Raw genomic sequence first — 16,859 nt, 5'->3', positions numbered from 1 at the left:
AGATGCCTCTTTTTTATTTGTCCGTGCGTTTGATGGGATTAGTTTTTGGGAATTGCTTCCTTAACCACCATTTGCCTGCCGGCATATTCCGAGCCGTTCAGCTCTCTGATGGCGTGGCGTGCTTCGGAGTCCTTGGGCATGTCAACGAAGGCAAAGCCTTTTGAACGGCGTGTCTCACGGTCGGTGACGAGCCTGACCGATTCAACTGTTCCGTATTCTTCCATAATCTCTCTCAAATCTGATTCATTAACCTTGTAGTTAAGGTTTCCAATGTACATGTTCATAAAAAATAAAAATTAAATGATTGGTTCGCAATAAAAGAACTGGTTGGAAGGTAGTAATCAGAAATGATAATTCCCGACAAGGGAAGTCGGGGAGAAGCATCATGAAACGCTCGTCGTAATAGCATCCTTTATTGTTCGTGCTGCAAAGGAAGGGTTTTCATTTGGATAATGCACTATCTTTCTTCATTTATCTTGCGTATAATATCCTTTTTTGTGAAATAAGGCCAATAATTAACTGAATCTGGGCTGTTTTCGCTTCAAGGCAGTCGTTCGGGGAGTTTTTTCTGGCCGTTTGTTCGGCTCGCGGCAGTTGCCTGCATGGTGCGTGGAGGAAGCCTGCATGGTTCGTAAGCCGTGCTTGCATGGTCTGGGGGCGGAGCTTGCACGGTCCGGCTCCGCAGCACCACTCCCGTTTGGTGGCGGTGAAGTGTGTCGGGTGCTTGACAGGGCGGGGAGGAAGGCTCCCGGACCGCTTCTGTTCTTGTTTTACGAACCGGCCGTCACGCTTTCACGTTAGAATTTCAGTCTTGATATACAGGGCGTTGCTGTGAACCTTGCGCTCTTTTTGTGCTTTCTGCCGTTTCACACTGCCCTTTTCTCGTTACTGCATTTGTCGGGTGAAGGGAGGTGTCGTGTAACATGCACGAATCCTGAGATGTAACATGGGGAAAAGTGGTTCCGGTTTGTGTGAGGGGGAGTGTGCCGGTATGTTTCACACCGATGTGGGATAATGCGGAGCGGGATAGCCGGTGCAGGCAGGTGGCGGATGTCGTGAAATGGATGTTTCACCGGAATCTGTTGGCGATTAGCGGTTTGCGACGTTGTGAAGCGGTGAAGGATGTGCAGGTGAAAGTTGAATATGGACGGTGTGAAACCTGGGTCCGTGTTCGGAGTGGGGGGGAGTGTGATGGGGCGCGGCCTGGCCGGCGGAGCAGTTGTCGTAAGGGCATAAAAAAAGTCTGGTGTGCTTTCGCACGTCAGACTTTCAATTCCCTCGAGTTGTTGGGCTGAATTATTCAGCTACAACAGCTGCGCTATCGGCTGCTACTGTATCAGCTGAATCAGCGATACGGATAGAATCAGCGGCTGCTTGTTCAGCGTTAGCTGCTTTGTTACCACAAGATGCGAAAGATACTGCTACGATAGCTGCTGCCATTAAAACTAATTTTTTCATTTTCTTTGCTTTTTAAAACGTAATACAATCAATTGCTTTATTAAAACGCTGCAAAGGTATATACTTTTTAGATATGTTGTTCTCTTAAGGCTAACTTTTTTTATTGATTTTTGTAATGCGTTTTTTAATTATTTGTATTACTGATACTTGCACTTCATGTATTTATGTTGCATAACATGTTGCTGACTTGGAAGGGCGGTCGGATATGCCTGGCTGAGCTGTACATGACGCTGTGGTTGCCGTTGCGGCATTCCTGTTTGGAGGGCCGGCAAAAGTAGCTATATATGATAATAATGTATATCTTTGCAGTGAATTTGTGTGATAGACTCATGATAGATACCAATATATTCCAGAACAAGACGGCCGTTTACTACACGTTGGGTTGTAAGCTGAACTTTTCGGAGACTTCGACCATCGGCCGGATTTTGCAGGAAGCGGGTGTGCGCACGGCCCGCAGAGGCGAGAAGGCCGACATTTGTGTGGTAAACACCTGTTCGGTGACCGAGGTGGCCGACAAGAAGTGCCGCCAGGCCATCCACCGGCTGGTAAAACAGCATCCGGGCGCCTTTGTGGTGGTTACCGGCTGCTATGCCCAGCTGAAACCCGATACGGTGGCCCGCATTGAGGGTGTGGACGTGGTGCTGGGTGCCGAGCAGAAGAAAGACCTGCTCCAGTACCTGGGCAACTTGCAGAAGCACGCGGCAGGCGAGTCTTATACTTCGCCCTTGAAGGACATCCGTTCCTTTGCCCCCTCCTGTTCGCGCGGCGACCGTACCCGCTACTTTCTGAAGGTGCAGGACGGTTGCGACTATTTCTGCTCTTACTGCACCATCCCCTTTGCCCGGGGGCGCAGCCGCAACGGCAGCATCGCCTCCATGGTGGAACAGGCCCGTCAGGCTGCTGCCGAGGGCGGTAAGGAGATTGTGCTGACGGGGGTCAACATCGGCGATTTCGGCAAGTCTACCGGCGAGACCTTCTTCGACCTGGTGAAGGCGCTCGACGGGGTGGAAGGCATTGAGCGTTACCGCATTTCGTCCATCGAGCCCAACTTGCTGACGGACGACATCATCCGCTTCGTGGCCCGTTCGCGGCGGTTCATGCCCCACTTCCACATTCCCTTGCAGTCTGGCTCCGACGAGGTGCTGAAGCTGATGCGCCGTCGTTACGATACAGCCCTGTTCGCCTCTAAAGTCAACGAAATCAAGACCGAAATGCCCGATGCCTTTATCGGTGTGGACGTCATTGTGGGTACACGTGGCGAGACTGAGGAGTATTTCAATCAGGCCTACGGCTTCATCCGGGGGTTGGATGTCACCCAGCTCCATGTGTTCAGTTACTCCGAGCGTCCGGGCACTCAGGCGTTGAAGATAGAACATGCGGTGCCGCCCGAAGAGAAACACCGTCGCAGCCGCTGCCTGTTGGAACTGTCGGACGAGAAGACTCATGCCTTCTACGCCCGCCACGTGGGGCAGGTCATGCCGGTGCTGTTGGAGCGCTCCAAGGCCGGAATGCCCATGCACGGCTTCACTCCTAATTATATCCGGGTAGAGGTGCCTCACGATGACAACCTCGACAACCGTGTGCTGCCTGTGCGTTTGGGCAGTTTCAATGCAGATGGAACGGCCCTTGTGGGTGAAGTTTTGAATCAAACCCTGGAATGATGAAATCGAGACTGATATATCTGCTGACCTATGCAGGCATGTGGCTGCTTGCCCTGCTGCCTTTCCGGGCTCTCTATGTACTGTCCGATGGGCTTTGTTTCCTCATGCGCCACGTGGTTCATTACCGCCGCCGTGTGGTGCGTACCAATTTGAGAAACTCTTTTCCCGAGAAGTCCGAACAGGAATTGGCCGGGATAGAGCGCCGCTTCTATCACTACATCTGCGACTACATGCTCGAGGAAATCAAGCTGCTGCGCATCTCCTTTCGGGAACTTTCCCGCCGTATGGAGTATGACAACCGCGAGGAATATCTTCGTATGATAGACAAGCATGGCGGCATTGTCCTGCTCATCCCCCACTATGCCAACTTCGAGTGGATTATCGGCATGGGGTCCATCATGTCTCCCGGTGATGTGCCTGTGCAGGTCTACAAGCCTCTTCACAATTCTTATTTGGACGAGATGTTCAAGCGCATCCGTGCCCGTTTCGGCGGCTACAACGTGCCCAAGCACTCCACCGCCCGCGAGGTCATCGGGCTGCGCCGTTCCGGCAAGCGCATGGCTATCGGTCTGATTACCGACCAGTCGCCCAACCGCAGCGAGGCCCATTACTGGACCACCTTCCTCAATCAGGACACGGTGTTCATGGACGGAGCCGAGCGTATAGCCAAGCTGATGGATTTCCCCGTATTCTACTGTGAGTTGCAGCGGGTGAAGAGAGGATACTGCAAGGTTTCCTTCGACCTCGTCACCGAGACTCCCCGGCAGACGGCCGACGGCGAGATAACCGAATGCTTTGCCCGACGGCTGGAACAGACCATCCGCCGCAATCCGCCTTACTGGTTCTGGTCGCACAAGCGCTGGAAATTGAAACGTGAAGATGTGGTACAGCATGGATAAAGTAGCAGTCGTGATATTGAATTGGAACGGATGCGATATGCTCCGTTCGTTTCTGCCGTCCGTGGTCCGTTGTTCCGAGGCGGACGGCGCAGTGGTTTATGTGGCAGACAATGGTTCTACGGACGATTCCGTGGCCATGCTCCGCCGTGAGTTTCCCTCCGTACGTCTCATCCTGCTGGACCGTAATTATGGCTTTGCCGACGGCTACAACCTGGCGTTGCGTCAGGTGGAGGCCGAATATGTGGTGCTGCTCAACTCCGACGTGGAGGTGACGGAGCACTGGCTGTCGCCTCTCGTCGCCTATATGGATGCCCATCCCGAAGTGGCGGCCTGTCAGCCCAAGATACGCAGCTGGCACCGTCACGAACAGTTCGAGTATGCCGGTGCGGCCGGCGGCTTCATCGACCGTTACGGTTATCCCTTCTGTCGCGGCCGCATTCTGGGCGTGGTGGAGGACGACTGCGGACAGTACGACACCGTAGCGCCCGTCTTTTGGGCCACGGGTGCGGCACTGTTCATCCGTCTGGCCGACTATCGCGGGGCGGGCGGTCTGGACGGCCGCTTCTTTGCCCACATGGAGGAGATAGACCTCTGCTGGCGGCTGCGTGCCCGTGGCCGCGGGCTGGTGTGCGTGCCGGCCAGTGTGGTCTACCACGTGGGAGGCGCTACCTTGAAGAAAGAGAATCCCCGCAAGACTTTCCTCAACTTCCGCAACAACCTGCTGATGCTCTACAAGAACCTGCCTACGGCCGAGCTTCGTCCCGTCATGCGGGTGCGTGCCGTGCTCGACTATGTGGCTGCCCTCACCTTCCTGCTCAAGCTCCAGCCCGCCAATGCCTGGGCTGTGGTGCGTGCGCGGCGTGCCTACCGGCAGCTCCGTCCTTCTTTTGCCGCCGCCCGCGAGGAGAACATGGCCCAAGCCCGTCCGGTCGGCATACCCGAACGAACGGCATACAGCATTTTGATTCGTTTCTACCTGCGCGGGAAGAGGTTTTACTCCTCCCTGGTTTCCTGACCCCGGTTAGAAGTCGGCCCGTTCGCAGCAGATTTCCACGCCGGCCCCTTCAAGGTCGGCTCCCATGGGCGGATTGCGTTTGGCCAGTTTCAGACTGACGGCCTCCACGGTCGGGAAGTCGTGCAGCACTCGCTTCACGATGCGTCCTGCCACATGCTCCAGCAGCTCGGACGGTATTTTCATTTCGGCCTTTACGGCCTCGTACACATCGGCATAGCTGACGGTGTCTTCCACGCGGTCTGTTTCGGCCGCCTGCCGGATGTCGACCTGCAGGCGCAGGCTGACGGTGAACTCGTTGCCTACCAATTCTTCCTGGGCCCCTACACCGTGGTAGGCATAGAAACGGATGCCGTCTAAAAATACATAGCTTTTCATCTTTCTGATTGGGATATGGGTTTGGAGGCAAAGGTATGAAAAATGTATGAGAACTCTCCGCTTCTTCCGGCTATTCCCTCCGAGCCTCTTTGGCCTTGCCTCCGAGCCTCTTTGGCTTTGTCTCCGAGCCTCTTTGTCCTTTGCGGGAAATGAGGGGCGTCAGGGATGAAAAAGGGAAATGCTTTTGAGTAGATTCTTTTTTCCATTCGTATTGGTTCTAAAACAATGGATTAAGTTCCGGACAATAAAGACAAACTATACGGATATGAAGAAATTAGGAATCTTATGCTGGGCACTGGCCGTATCGGCTTCGGTGACGGCAGGCGACGGCGGGGTGCTGAAGTTAGCCTCGCCCGACGGTACCCACTCCGTGACCTTCGGGCAGCGGACGAACGGGAAGGGAGTGAAGGAAGTGCGTTACAGCGTGAGCTACAAAGGACGGCCGGTGGTGACCGACTCGCGCGCCGGGCTCCAGATGGACAACCGCGTGTGGGAGATGGCCTTGGGCGTGCGCAGTCTGAAGCAGCCCGAGTGCTGGATGGACAACCTGGAGGCGGATTCGGTCGTCGTGCTGCCTTCGGTGGACGAGACCTGGACACCCCTCTACGGCGAGCGTAGCCGTGTGCGCGACCGCTACCATGCCGCCACCCTCTGCCTGAGCAAGAAGGACGGGTCGCAATACCGCCTCCACATTGAGGTGCGTGCCTACAACGAAGGCATCGCCTTCCGCTACTACCTGCCCGAGCATCCGAAGGCCATCTTCCACAAGGTGACGGAGGACCTGACCGAATACACCTTTCCTGCCGGCACCATGGCCTGGAGCGAGCAATGGGCGCAGGCCCGCTTCGACTACCTGCCTGTGGACAGCCTGAAGCGGCCCGTAGAGCGGGCGTTGACGCTGGAGCTGCCCGGCGGCACCTGGGCGGCACTGGCCGATGCCGACGTGGACGACTGGTGCCTGACGAAGTTCCGTGCCAAGGAGGGCGAAGCCCACACGCTGGAGTCGGTGATGTACAGTCCGGTGGACGTGGTGACCTATTACGCTACGCCGTGGAAGGTCATCATGGCGGCCGACAAACCGGGCGACCTGCTGGAGCACAACGACCTCCTGCTGAACCTGAACCCGCCGTGCGAGATTGCCGATGCCGACGAGTGGGTGAAGCCGGGCACCATCATGCGCGAGACCACCATCAGCACCGAGGGAGCCATAGCCACCATCGACTTCTGTGCAGCACACCACATTCCCTACATGCTCTTCGACTGGCAGTGGTACATGCCCTGCACCTCGCACGACGGCGATGCCACCCGGGTGGTGGACAAGCTGGACATGCCGCGCGTGGTGGCCTACGGACGGGAAAAGGGAGTCGGCATCTGGGTGTACGTCAACCAGCACGCCCTGATGAAGCAGGCCCGCGAGCTCTTCCCCCTGCTACGCCAGTGGGGCATTGTGGGTGTCAAGTCCGGCTTCGTACAGTATGCCAGCCACCGCTGGGCCACGTGGCTGCACGACCTGGTCCGCCTGGCCGCCGACAACCACCTGCTGATGAACATCCACGACGAGTTCCGTCCGTCGGGCTTCAGCCGCACCTATCCCAACCTGCTGACCCAGGAGGGCATTTGCGGCAACGAGGAGTTTCCCGATGCCACGCACAACACCATCCTGCCCTTCACCCGCATGATCAACGGGGCAGCCGACTACACCATCTGCTACTTCGACAAGCGGCTGAAGAACACCCACGCCCACCAGCTGGCCGCTTCGCTGGTGTTCTACAGCCCGTTGCAGACCATCTTCTGGTACGACCGTCCTTCCTTCTACCAGGGCGAGCCCGAGATAGAGTGGTTCGAGCATCTGCAGACGGTGTTCGACGATTCGCGGGTGCTCTCCGGCGCTCCGGGCAAGAGCGTGGTAATGGCCCGCCGCAAGGGGGCGGACTGGTTTGTGGGCGCGCTGACCAACAACGACGGCTCGCAGGAAGACGTCTCGCTCTCTTTCCTGGAGGAAGGACGCAAGTACCTGGCCTACATCTATACCGACGGCGGAGAAGAAGTGAAGACCCGCACGCAGGTGAAGTGCCTGCGCCGCGTGGTGGATGCCTCGCAGACGTTGCGGTTCCGCCTGAAGCCGCGGGGTGGTGCGGCCATCCGTCTGGTGCCCGTAGCGGACGGCAATGCCAAGGGCTGCAAGAAATATCGGGGAGAAATGTTGTAGGCGGTTGAGTGTACCGGCCTTTCCCTTCGTATATATAAATGTTATCGGGCGGTTCGGGGAAGTCCTGCCGCCTCGTACAGAATTAACTTCTGATTAAGTTGTAAATAGGATGAAGGTAAAGATTGTTTTGATAGGTTTTTTGCTGACGTTGCTGGGCCCGGATGCCGGTGCCCAGTACGTCTCCAAAGTGTGGGTGGCCGACCAGGGTAACGGCACCTACCGGAATCCGGTGCTTCACGCCGACTACTCCGACCCGGATGTCTGCGCGGTGGGCGATGACTTCTACATGACGGCTTCCAGCTTCAACTGCACGCCGGGGCTGCCCATCCTCCATTCCAAGGACCTGGTGAACTGGCAGCTGGTGAACTATGCGTTGAAGGCCATCGAGCCGCAGGAGTTCTACAACCGGGCCCAACACGGCAAGGGCGTATGGGCTCCCTCCATCAGGCACCACAACGGAGCATACTACATCTATTGGGGCGACCCGGACTGGGGCATCTTCATGGTGAAGACCCGCGACCCACAGGGCGAGTGGGAGAAGCCCGTGCTGGTGAAGGCCGGACGGGGCATGATAGACCCCACGCCGCTGTGGGACGACGACGGCAAGGCCTACCTGGTACATGCCTGGGCGGGCAGCCGGGCAGGCATGAACAGCGTGATTACGGTCTGCGAGATGAATGCCGAGGGTACGCAGGTCATCGGCAATCCCGTCTTCGTGTTTGACGGGAACGACGGGGTGAACCACACCGTCGAAGGTCCCAAATTCTACAAACGCAACGGGTATTACTACATACTGGCTCCCGCGGGCGGTGTGGCCACGGGCTGGCAGCTGGCCTTGCGCTCCAGAAACGTCTACGGACCCTACGAGGCCCGAATCGTGATGGCACAGGGCGGGACGGACATCAACGGCCCGCACCAGGGCGGCTGGGTGGAAACCTGCACCGGGCAGTCCTGGTTCGTACACTTTCAGGACAAGGGTGCCTATGGCCGTGTGATTCATCTGAACCCCATGACGTGGGTGGACGACTGGCCCGTGATAGGCAAGGACCAGGACGGCGACGGCTGTGGCGAACCGGTGACAACCTGCCGCAAGCCGGACGTGGGACGCGAGTGGCCGGTGGAGACCCCGGTGGAAAGCGACGAGTTCGACTCGCGCAACCTGGGCCTGCAATGGCAGTGGCACGCCAACTATCAGGACACCTTCGGCTTCACTACGGGCCTGGGCTACGTGCGCCTCTACGGCCACATCCTGTCCGAACGTTTCGTGAACTTCTGGGAGGTGCCCAACCTGCTGTTGCAGAAGTTTCCCGCCGAGGAGTTTACCGCTACCACCCGGCTGAAGATTTCTGCCAAGGCCGACGGACAGCAGTCGGGCCTGATTGTGATGGGCTGGGACTACTGCTACCTGGGCGTGGAGAAGCTGGGCGAAGGCTTTGTGCTGAAGCAGGCCGTCTGCCGCGACGCCGAGCAGGGAAATGCGGAGACAGTGACCCGTCTGACGGAGCTGCCGCCGAGCCGCAAGTTCGAGGCTGGGCTCTATCCCAACTACGAGCGGGAAATCTACCTGCGGGTGGCGGTGGAGAAGGGAGGCCGGTGCCGCTTCTTCTACAGCCTGGACGGAAAGAAGTACCACCCCGCCGGTGTGCCCTTCCAGGCCCGGCAGGGCAAATGGATAGGAGCCAAGGTGGGCCTCTTCAGCACCACGCCCCACGGCAAGGAGCGCGGCTGGGTGGATGCCGACTGGTTTCGTGTAGACAAATGATATAACAAAAATATGAAGACAAAGACATTGCTGGCAGGACTGGGCCTGTGTTTGCTCTCGGCCTGCACCACCGCTGAAAAAGAATTCGATGCCGAACGCGCATTGGACTATTGTGACAAACAGGTACACCGCACGCTGGAAGAACTGAAGGAGGCGGGCGGCGGCACCATAGACTACACGATGATGCCCCGTAACATTGCGGACAGCCTCAACACGTGGCATTGCCGCAAGGCCACCAAGGAAGAATGGTGTGCTGGCTTCTGGCCGGGCATCCTCTGGTATGACTACGAATATACCGGCGACGAAGCCATCCGCCGGGAAGCCGAGAAGTTTACGGCCTCGCTCAAGTTCCTGTCAGAGACTCCGGCCTTCGACCACGATTTGGGCTTTCTGGTATTCTGCAGTTACGGGAATGCCTATCGCCTGACGAACAACCCGGAGTACAAGCAGGTGATACTGGACACGGCGGACACGCTGGCCACCCTCTTCCGGCCCCGGGTGGGAACCATCCTCTCCTGGCCGCGCAACGTGGAGCTGTTCGGCGGACATAACACCATCATGGACAACATGATTAATCTGGAACTGCTGTTCTGGGCAGCCAAGAACGGAGGCAATCCCTACTTGGCAGACCTGGCCATCTCACATGCCGACAAGACCATGAAATACCACTTCCGTCCGGATTATACGTCCTACCATGTGGCTGTCTACGACACACTGACAGGCGACTTCCTGCGCGGAGTGACCCACCAGGGATATGCCGACAACAGCATGTGGGCACGCGGACAGGCCTGGGCCATCTACGGCTACACGGTGATGTACCGCGAGACGAAGGACCCCCGCTATCTGGAGTTCGTGCAACGGGTGGCCGATGTCTATCTGGAACGCCTGCCGGAAGACTACGTTCCTTATTGGGATTTCGATGACCCTGCCATACCCGACGCGCCCCGCGACGCCTCGGCCGCGGCCGTAGTTGCCTCGGCGCTGCTGGAACTTTCCACCTTCACCCAGGAAGAGCGGAGCAAGCACTACCGTGCCGCTGCGGTGAAGATGCTGGAGTCGCTCAGTTCGGAGCAGTACCAGAGCCGCAAGAGCAAGCCTTCCTTCCTGCTGCATTCCACCGGTCACAAACCCGCCGGTTCGGAGATTGACGCCTCCATCATCTACGCCGACTACTATTATATAGAGGCGCTGCTGAGGCTGAAGAAACTGGAGGACGCGGAGAACGTGCATAGCTGAGAACGTTGTCTGCCCGAAGCAGTGTGTGCTTTTGCCGGAACAACGGAGCAGACCGGAAGCGGCGTGAACCGTATTACAGGGGATAGGCATACTCCGTCAGGTGAATGCTTGCATCGTCCGCGGACGATGCAAGCATGGTGGACGGACCGTGCAAGCATTCACTGCGGACGGTGCTTGCACGGTCCGGTGTCCCTGCGGGCATTCATGTTTCTCCCTGATGAGAAACGGTCGGGGACAAACTGTTGGGGGAGAGGTGGAGGACGGATGTCGTGAAACCCTGAACTCACAGAAAACAGTTGTTAATCTGTGGATTGTGATGCTGTGAAGGTGTGAAGGCCATTGCATCAAACGGATAGAAGGAAAGCGTGGAACGTTCATAAAACGGCCGCGGGCAACAGGATGTGTTGCGTCGGGGAAGTGGATTTTTCCCCCGTAACACTCCTGTTGTCCGCGGCCGAAGCATATCTGTCTGCTTGCATGCAGAGGCTTGCCTTATCGGCACTCGCCGCGGCGCATTTCGTCCTGCACCACGGCCATCATGCCTTCCACCTGTGCCAGTGCCAGCATCCGTCCGTGGAACGAGTAGCCGGGGTTGTAACCTTTGTCCTCGTCGCCCAGCATGGTGCGGCCGTGGTCTACGCGCATGGGCAGGGCGGGATTCGTCTGCTCGAAGATGCGTATCAGGTCTATCAGGTGGCCTCTTCCTTCCAGGTGCGAGCTCTCGATGAAGTTGCCGCCGGGCATGGCCTTCGTGCTGCGCAGGTGTACGAAGTGGGTGCGCGAGGCAAACTTGCGGGCCAGCGTGCGGGTGTCGTTCTGCTCGCCGGCGCTGAGCGAGCCTGCGCAGAAGGTGAGTCCGTTGTGCGGATTGTCCACAGCGTTCAGGAACCAGGCGATGTCCGCCTCGTCCGTCACGATGCGCGGCAGGCCCAGCACCTGGAAAGGCGGGTCGTCCGGGTGTACGCACATGTTGACGCCGTACTCGTCGCACACGGGCATGATGGCGTTGAGGAAGTAGCGCATGTTCTCGCGCAGGGCGTTGCGGTCGATACCTTTATAGAGGGCCAGCAGGTTCCGGAAGATGTTCACGGGGTTCTTGTCGCCCTCCTTGATGTTGCCGTTGACGAAGCCTTGGGTCTTGACGATGATGGTGTCTATCAGTTCGTCCTTCTCGGCCTCGGTGATGACGCGGTCCAGTTGTTCCACCTTCTGCAGTTCTTCCGGGGTATAGTCTTTTTCAGCTCCTTCCCGTTGCAGAATCTTGAGGTCGAAGTAGGCAAAGCGGATGCGGTCGAAGTAGAGCGACGAGGTGCCGTCGGCCCAGGGATGCTGGAGGTCGGTGCGTATCCAGTCGATGACCGGCATGAAGTTGTAGCACACGGTCTTGACGCCTGCTTTGCCCAGGTTGGCCAGGCTGACCTTGTAGTTCTCAATCAGCTGGTCGCGTTCGGGGCCGGCGTACTTGATGGCCTCGCACACGGGCAGGCTCTCTACCACAGACCAGCGCAGGCCGTGGGATTCAATGTAGTTCTTCAGGTCCAGAATGGCTTCCGTTGTCCAGATTTCTCCGTTGGGTACGTCGTGCAGGGCGGTAACGATGCCTTCCACGCCAATCTGGCGGAGCATGTCAAGCGTGATTTTGTCTTTCTTTCCGAACCATCTCCATGTTTTTTCCATATTCCTTTATCTGTTCTTGTTCAACAATTCTTCTGTGGGGCACTCGTAGTTGCTGATGGGCAGCTGCACCTTTTGCAGGCTGCGCAGGTTGTGGATGGGGCGTTCGATGTCGTAAGGGATGGGCAGCTTGGAGAACTCCTGGAAATAGAGCAGGCAGGCGTCCTTCCACCACACGGCGTCGCGCATCTGTATCTTCAGCAAGGATTGTACCTCCTGGAAGCGTTGCAAATCTACATACTTTTCGGCTTGGTCCCATACTTTCTGGAACTTTTTTACCTGCTGCACACCGTTGTCGTAGCGGTGGCACAGCTCGTCCCACAGGGTGCGGCCGCTCTGCAGGCGGTGTGTCCAGGGCACGTGGTGGAACCAGAGGACGTACTCGTCGGGGCAGGTGGACAGGTTGTCGTACTGTGCCGCCAGTTCTGCGGGATACTGCGCGGTGGCGTTGCTGCCTTTGGAACTGCGGTCGAACCCGATACCTTCTGCATCGGCCTTGTGGTAGTAGGAGGGCAGCCAGTCGGGGCGTGCGCCGTCCACGCTGCACCAGGGTTCGGGGCCGTAGTGGTGTCCCCAGGCAAAGAGGTGATGCAGACCCAGCGGCATCATGTAGTCCACAACGGCCTCGCGGCTCTCCAGCATGATTTCCTTGACGGGACCTACGAAGGCCTCGTCGGTGGTGAAGGTCTGCTTCAGCCACTCGTCTGCAATCTCGTCCGAGCTGAGTTCAGGGTTCCAGGCCAGTCTGCCGAAGGCGTACCAGTTGGACTGCGCAAAGGGGTGTCCGCACCAGTTGGTGTCCGAGCCGATGTTGCTTACTCCGGCCACAGCCTGGATGGAGGCGGGAGTCACGAACTGGAAGAATTCCTTCCACATGGGGGCCAGGTAGGCCAGGTGGTTGGAGTGGCCCAGATACTCCTGCGTAATCTGGAACTCGACCATCAGCGGCGTTTTCGGCATGGCGCCGAACAGGGGGCTGTAGGGTTCGCGCGGCTGGAAGTCTATCGGGCCGTTCTTGATTTGTACGATGACGTTGGAGCGGAACCGGCCGTCCAGCGGCTGGAACTCCAGATAGGCCTGCTTGGCGCGGTCGGCATCCGACGGACTGTAGACAAAGGCACGCCACATGACGATTCCCTTGTAGGGCTTCAGGGCATCGGCCAGCATGTTGGCTCCCTCGGCGTGGGTGCGGCCGAAGTCGCACGGGCCGGGCTGTCCCTCGGAGTTGGCTTTCACGAGGAAGCCGCCGAAGTCGGGTATCAGCTGATAGATTTCCTTGGCTTTGTCCTTCCACCAGCGGATGACGGCCTTGTCCAGCGGGTCGGCTGTAGACAATCCGCCCAGCTGCATGGGCGAGGCGAAGTTGACGGACAGGAAGACGCGGATGCCGTAGGGGCGGAAGACGTCGGCCAGTGCTTTCACTTTTTGCAGGTATTCGGTAGAGAGCATCTGGGGCGAGGCGTTGACGTTGTTCAGCACGGTGGCGTTGATGCCGACCGAGGCGTTGGCGCGGGCATAGGCTTCGTAGCGGTCGGAGAGCTTGCCGGGCAGTTCGTCCCAGTTCCAGAGCGACTGGCCTGCATAGCCGCGCTCGATGGTTCCGTCCAGGTTGTCCCAGTGGTTGAGGATGCGCAGACCGTAGGCGGGTACTTCGGTCACTCCCTCACCGTCCAGGCGGGAGAGGGCCTGTGTCTCCTGCAGGCGCAGCAGGTGGTAGGCTCCGTAGAGCAGTCCGGTTTCGTTGGGCGAGGAGAGGAGTACGCGGTCGGCCTGCCGGCTGATGCGGAACCCTTCCTGTCCCAGCTGCTTGTCCTTCTTCAGTTCGAGCGTCACGGGCGCTCCCTTCCAGGCCTGTCGCAGTTCGTTGGCGGCAATGTCCAGAGTGGGCGACTGGCGCGGTGCGGTCACCTGTGCATTGGCTCCTTGGTGCGGGCGGAGCCATAAATGGCTGCCGTCTTCGGCAGCCATTTTGAGTATTGACAGCAGGGCCAGCCCTGCTGTCAGTATCCAGCGTCGTTTCATGCTATTTTTCTCCTCCGCCGTCAATGGTTAAAATGTGGCCTTCGGCATCGTATTCCAGTTCGCACACCTTCAGGCTGCGGAGCCAGGACTTGCCGCCCGAGGGCACGCTGTCGTGGTGGAACAGATACCACTTGCCCTTGTATTCCACGATGGAGTGGTGGGTAGTCCAGCCTACGACGGGAGTCAGGATGACGCCCTGGTAGGTGAACGGGCCGTAAGGATTGTCGCCGATGGCGTAGCAGAGCATGTGCGTGTCACCCGTCGAGTAGGAGAAGTAGTACTTTCCGTTGTACTTGTGTACCCAGCTGGCCTCGAAGAAGCGGTAGGGGTTGTTGGCCTTCAGCGGCTCGCCGTTTTCGTCCACCACGATGACGGGGCGCGGTTCTTCGGCAAACTGCAGCATGTCCTTGCTCAGTTTTACTACGCGGCTGGGCAGGGCAGGCTGGTCGCCTTCGGGCAGTTCGGGAATCTCCAGTGCCTTGTTGTCCTTGTAGCGTTGGAGCTGTCCGCCCCAGATGCCGCCGAAGTACATGTAGTAGTCCTCGCCTTCCTTCAGTACGGCGATGTCGATGCTGTAGCTGCCACGGATGGGGTCGGGCTGGGGAATGAACGGACCTTCGGGGCGGTCGCCGACGGCCACGCCGATGCGGAAGATGTCGGTCTTGTCCTTCAGCGGGAAGTACAGGTAGTATTTGCCGTCTTTCTCGGCAATGTCGCTGTCCCACAGCTGGCGTCCGGCCCAGGGGATGTCGGCAATGTCGAGTGCCTTGCCGTGGTCGATGACTTCGCCGTGCATGGGGTCGTCGGTGGAGAGCACGTGGCTGTCCTTCATGACATACTGGTCGCCGTTGTCGTTTTCAACGTTCTCACATTCCCAGTCGTGGGAGGGGTAGATGTAAACGCGGTCGTTGAACACGTGTACCGACGGGTCGGCCATATAGTCGGCCGGAAACAGGTATCTTTTCTCTTTTTCCATAATCGTTTGTTTTTTATAGATTCATTATTTTGAGTTATTCGTCTTTGCAGAATCCTTGTGGATAAATTCTGTACGATAGGCACAGACGGGCGGTTATGTGAATCTTGTCCGCTCATCTCCGTGCAAATCGTTTGCTTTGTTTTTCCTTATTTGTTGCGCTTTTCAATTTCTTTGTTGATTTCGTCAATCTTTTCATCACTCAATTCATATTTGGAAATGATGAACATGGCCAACGCCAACAGAATGGCGGGAATGACAGCTACCAGCCAAAGGATGCCTTGTTCGGCTAAAGGAGACTGGCTGACAGCATTCTCTTGGTCGAAACCTACATAAGCCAATACCAGGCCGGGAACCACACCTCCCAAGGCCATACCGGCTTTGTAGAAGATGCCGGTCAGTGCGTTGACAATGCCCGAAATGCGTTTGCCGGTGGTGTATTCTCCGTATGAGATGACTTCGGGAACCAACGCCCACATATAACCTGTAGCCACGATGACACCCGTTGATTTGATGAACTGGGCTACGTACACCAGCCAAATCTGAGATTTCAGAGAGGGAGTGACTGAAATGATGTAAAGCATGGCCATGCCTATGATGGCGATGGACAGGAACACGTTGAACATGGCGCGTTTACCTATCTTACGTTTGATCCAAGGTACGAGCGGCATGAAGATGAAGGCCGGAATGGAACCCAGTGCCATGAAATTGGCCATCTGGTCGCTGGTGCCTTGCACATTGTAAATCATATAATAGGAACCTGCCGAGTTACCTACTGCCATCATGGCAAAGGCTGTGACGAAGAAGAAAGCCAAGACACGCAAGGGGCGGTTTCGCTTGAATTCCACCCACAGGTCAGATACTTTTACATTTTCAGTTTCCTTGGCATCCATTACGACCCGCTCACGGCACTGCGTGAAACAGAAAATGAGCAAAGCCAACCCGATGACACCATAGATGGTCATGGTGACGAACCAGGCATGGGCACTCATTGTGGTGTTGGTCAGACCGTCGGGAGAAATGGCGGCTACAATCTTAGGAATACCATAGGCAACTGCCAATCCGCCTGTATTGGCCAGGAACATACGTACGCTGGTTAATGTGGTAATCTCGTCGGTGTCGCGGGTCAATGATGCGTTGAGCGCGCCATAGGGAACATTGATTAATGTATAGAGCATGGATAAGCCCACGTATGTAATGTATGCATAAACCAAAGAACCGGAAAAGCCGTTCCAGAAACAAAGAATGGCAAAACCTGTCAGAGGAATACCGGCCAATACCAGGTAAGAACGGTACTTGCCCAGCGGAGGGTTGTGCTTGTCGACAAAAGCTCCTACCAGCGGATCCCACAATACGTCCACTACACGAACAATCAGGAACATGAAGGCTGCGGATGATGGGCTCAATCCATAGACATTGGTGTAAAAGAGGAGCAGGTACATGCATACCGTCTGGTAGATAAGGTTTTGTGCCAAGTCACCGGAGCCGAATCCGATTCGTTGGAGCCATGACAATTTGTAGAATCCTTTGGACTCTTCGTTGTTTTTTGTTACAGGTTCCATAAATAATTAGAGC

At 57.1% G+C, this 16,859-nt stretch carries 13 protein-coding genes; 6 read left to right on the top strand and 7 right to left on the bottom strand.

Annotation, left to right across the window (positions count from 1 at the left end; translation table 11 throughout):
* Positions 1-38: 38 nt before the first annotated feature.
* Together Q1Y74_RS00765 and Q1Y74_RS00760 are read right to left on the bottom strand one after the other, a co-directional pair.
* Positions 39-284: an RNA-binding protein gene (locus Q1Y74_RS00765; protein WP_300811783.1), complete on the bottom strand. Its 246-nt coding sequence runs from the start codon at positions 282-284 to the stop codon at positions 39-41.
* A 1,012-nt stretch (positions 285-1,296) separates the two neighbouring features.
* Entirely contained in the window at positions 1,297-1,458 is a 162-nt protein-coding gene (locus tag Q1Y74_RS00760) for a hypothetical protein (protein ID WP_300811782.1), read from the bottom strand.
* A 329-nt stretch (positions 1,459-1,787) separates the two neighbouring features.
* On the opposite strand from Q1Y74_RS00760, the gene mtaB reads away from it, so the two are divergent.
* Genes mtaB through Q1Y74_RS00745 form a run of 3 tightly spaced genes read left to right on the top strand, consistent with a single transcriptional unit; the run spans position 1,788 to position 5,033 of the window.
* Positions 1,788-3,119: a tRNA (N(6)-L-threonylcarbamoyladenosine(37)-C(2))-methylthiotransferase MtaB gene (gene mtaB / locus Q1Y74_RS00755; RefSeq protein ID WP_300811781.1), complete on the top strand. Its 1,332-nt coding sequence runs from the start codon at positions 1,788-1,790 to the stop codon at positions 3,117-3,119.
* Positions 3,119-4,018 carry a lysophospholipid acyltransferase family protein gene (locus tag Q1Y74_RS00750; protein WP_300811796.1) on the top strand — a complete coding sequence of 300 codons (900 nt, stop codon included), beginning with the start codon at positions 3,119-3,121 and terminating at the stop codon, positions 4,016-4,018. The genes mtaB and Q1Y74_RS00750 overlap by 1 nt, the downstream gene beginning before the upstream one ends.
* A complete protein-coding gene (locus tag Q1Y74_RS00745) occupies positions 4,011-5,033 on the top strand; it encodes a glycosyltransferase family 2 protein (RefSeq protein WP_300811780.1) in 1,023 nt (340 codons plus the stop codon). The genes Q1Y74_RS00750 and Q1Y74_RS00745 overlap by 8 nt, the downstream gene beginning before the upstream one ends.
* 6 nt (positions 5,034-5,039) lie before the next feature.
* Here Q1Y74_RS00745 and folB read toward each other — a convergent pair whose 3' ends face one another.
* On the bottom strand, positions 5,040-5,408 hold the full coding sequence (folB, locus tag Q1Y74_RS00740) for a dihydroneopterin aldolase (protein ID WP_300811779.1): 369 nt from the start codon (positions 5,406-5,408) through the stop codon (positions 5,040-5,042).
* Positions 5,409-5,673: 265 nt separating this feature from the next.
* Here folB and Q1Y74_RS00735 point away from each other — a divergent pair, with 265 nt between their 5' ends.
* The 3 genes from Q1Y74_RS00735 to Q1Y74_RS00725 all read left to right on the top strand — a co-directional run bounded on the left by Q1Y74_RS00735 (position 5,674) and on the right by Q1Y74_RS00725 (position 10,615).
* Entirely contained in the window at positions 5,674-7,617 is a 1,944-nt protein-coding gene (locus Q1Y74_RS00735) for a glycoside hydrolase family 97 protein (RefSeq protein WP_300811778.1), read from the top strand.
* A gap of 109 nt (positions 7,618-7,726) precedes the next feature.
* Positions 7,727-9,379, top strand: a complete 1,653-nt coding sequence (locus tag Q1Y74_RS00730) for a glycoside hydrolase 43 family protein (RefSeq protein WP_300811777.1) — start codon at positions 7,727-7,729, stop codon at positions 9,377-9,379.
* Between the two features lie 12 nt (positions 9,380-9,391).
* Positions 9,392-10,615: a glycoside hydrolase family 88 protein gene (locus Q1Y74_RS00725; protein ID WP_300811776.1), complete on the top strand. Its 1,224-nt coding sequence runs from the start codon at positions 9,392-9,394 to the stop codon at positions 10,613-10,615.
* A 492-nt stretch (positions 10,616-11,107) separates the two neighbouring features.
* Here the strand turns inward: Q1Y74_RS00725 and uxuA are convergent, their stop codons facing one another.
* From uxuA to Q1Y74_RS00705, 4 genes are all read right to left on the bottom strand, one after another.
* The gene (gene uxuA / locus Q1Y74_RS00720; protein WP_300811775.1) at positions 11,108-12,292 is read right to left on the bottom strand and encodes a mannonate dehydratase; all 1,185 of its coding nucleotides are present in this window, start codon (positions 12,290-12,292) and stop codon (positions 11,108-11,110) included.
* A 6-nt stretch (positions 12,293-12,298) separates the two neighbouring features.
* Positions 12,299-14,257, bottom strand: coding sequence for an alpha-glucuronidase (locus Q1Y74_RS00715; protein WP_300811795.1), 1,959 nt, complete (start codon positions 14,255-14,257; stop codon positions 12,299-12,301).
* Positions 14,258-14,312: 55 nt separating this feature from the next.
* Entirely contained in the window at positions 14,313-15,287 is a 975-nt protein-coding gene (locus Q1Y74_RS00710; protein ID WP_300811774.1) for a glycoside hydrolase family 43 protein, read from the bottom strand.
* A gap of 146 nt (positions 15,288-15,433) precedes the next feature.
* Positions 15,434-16,846, bottom strand: coding sequence for an MFS transporter (locus tag Q1Y74_RS00705; RefSeq protein ID WP_300811773.1), 1,413 nt, complete (start codon positions 16,844-16,846; stop codon positions 15,434-15,436).
* Positions 16,847-16,859 lie beyond the last annotated feature (13 nt).

It is taken from the genome of uncultured Bacteroides sp., assembly GCF_949298305.1.
Classification (GTDB): domain Bacteria; phylum Bacteroidota; class Bacteroidia; order Bacteroidales; family Bacteroidaceae; genus Bacteroides.
Note: the sequence above shows the minus strand (reverse complement) of the source record. Positions and strands in the feature narration are given on the sequence as shown.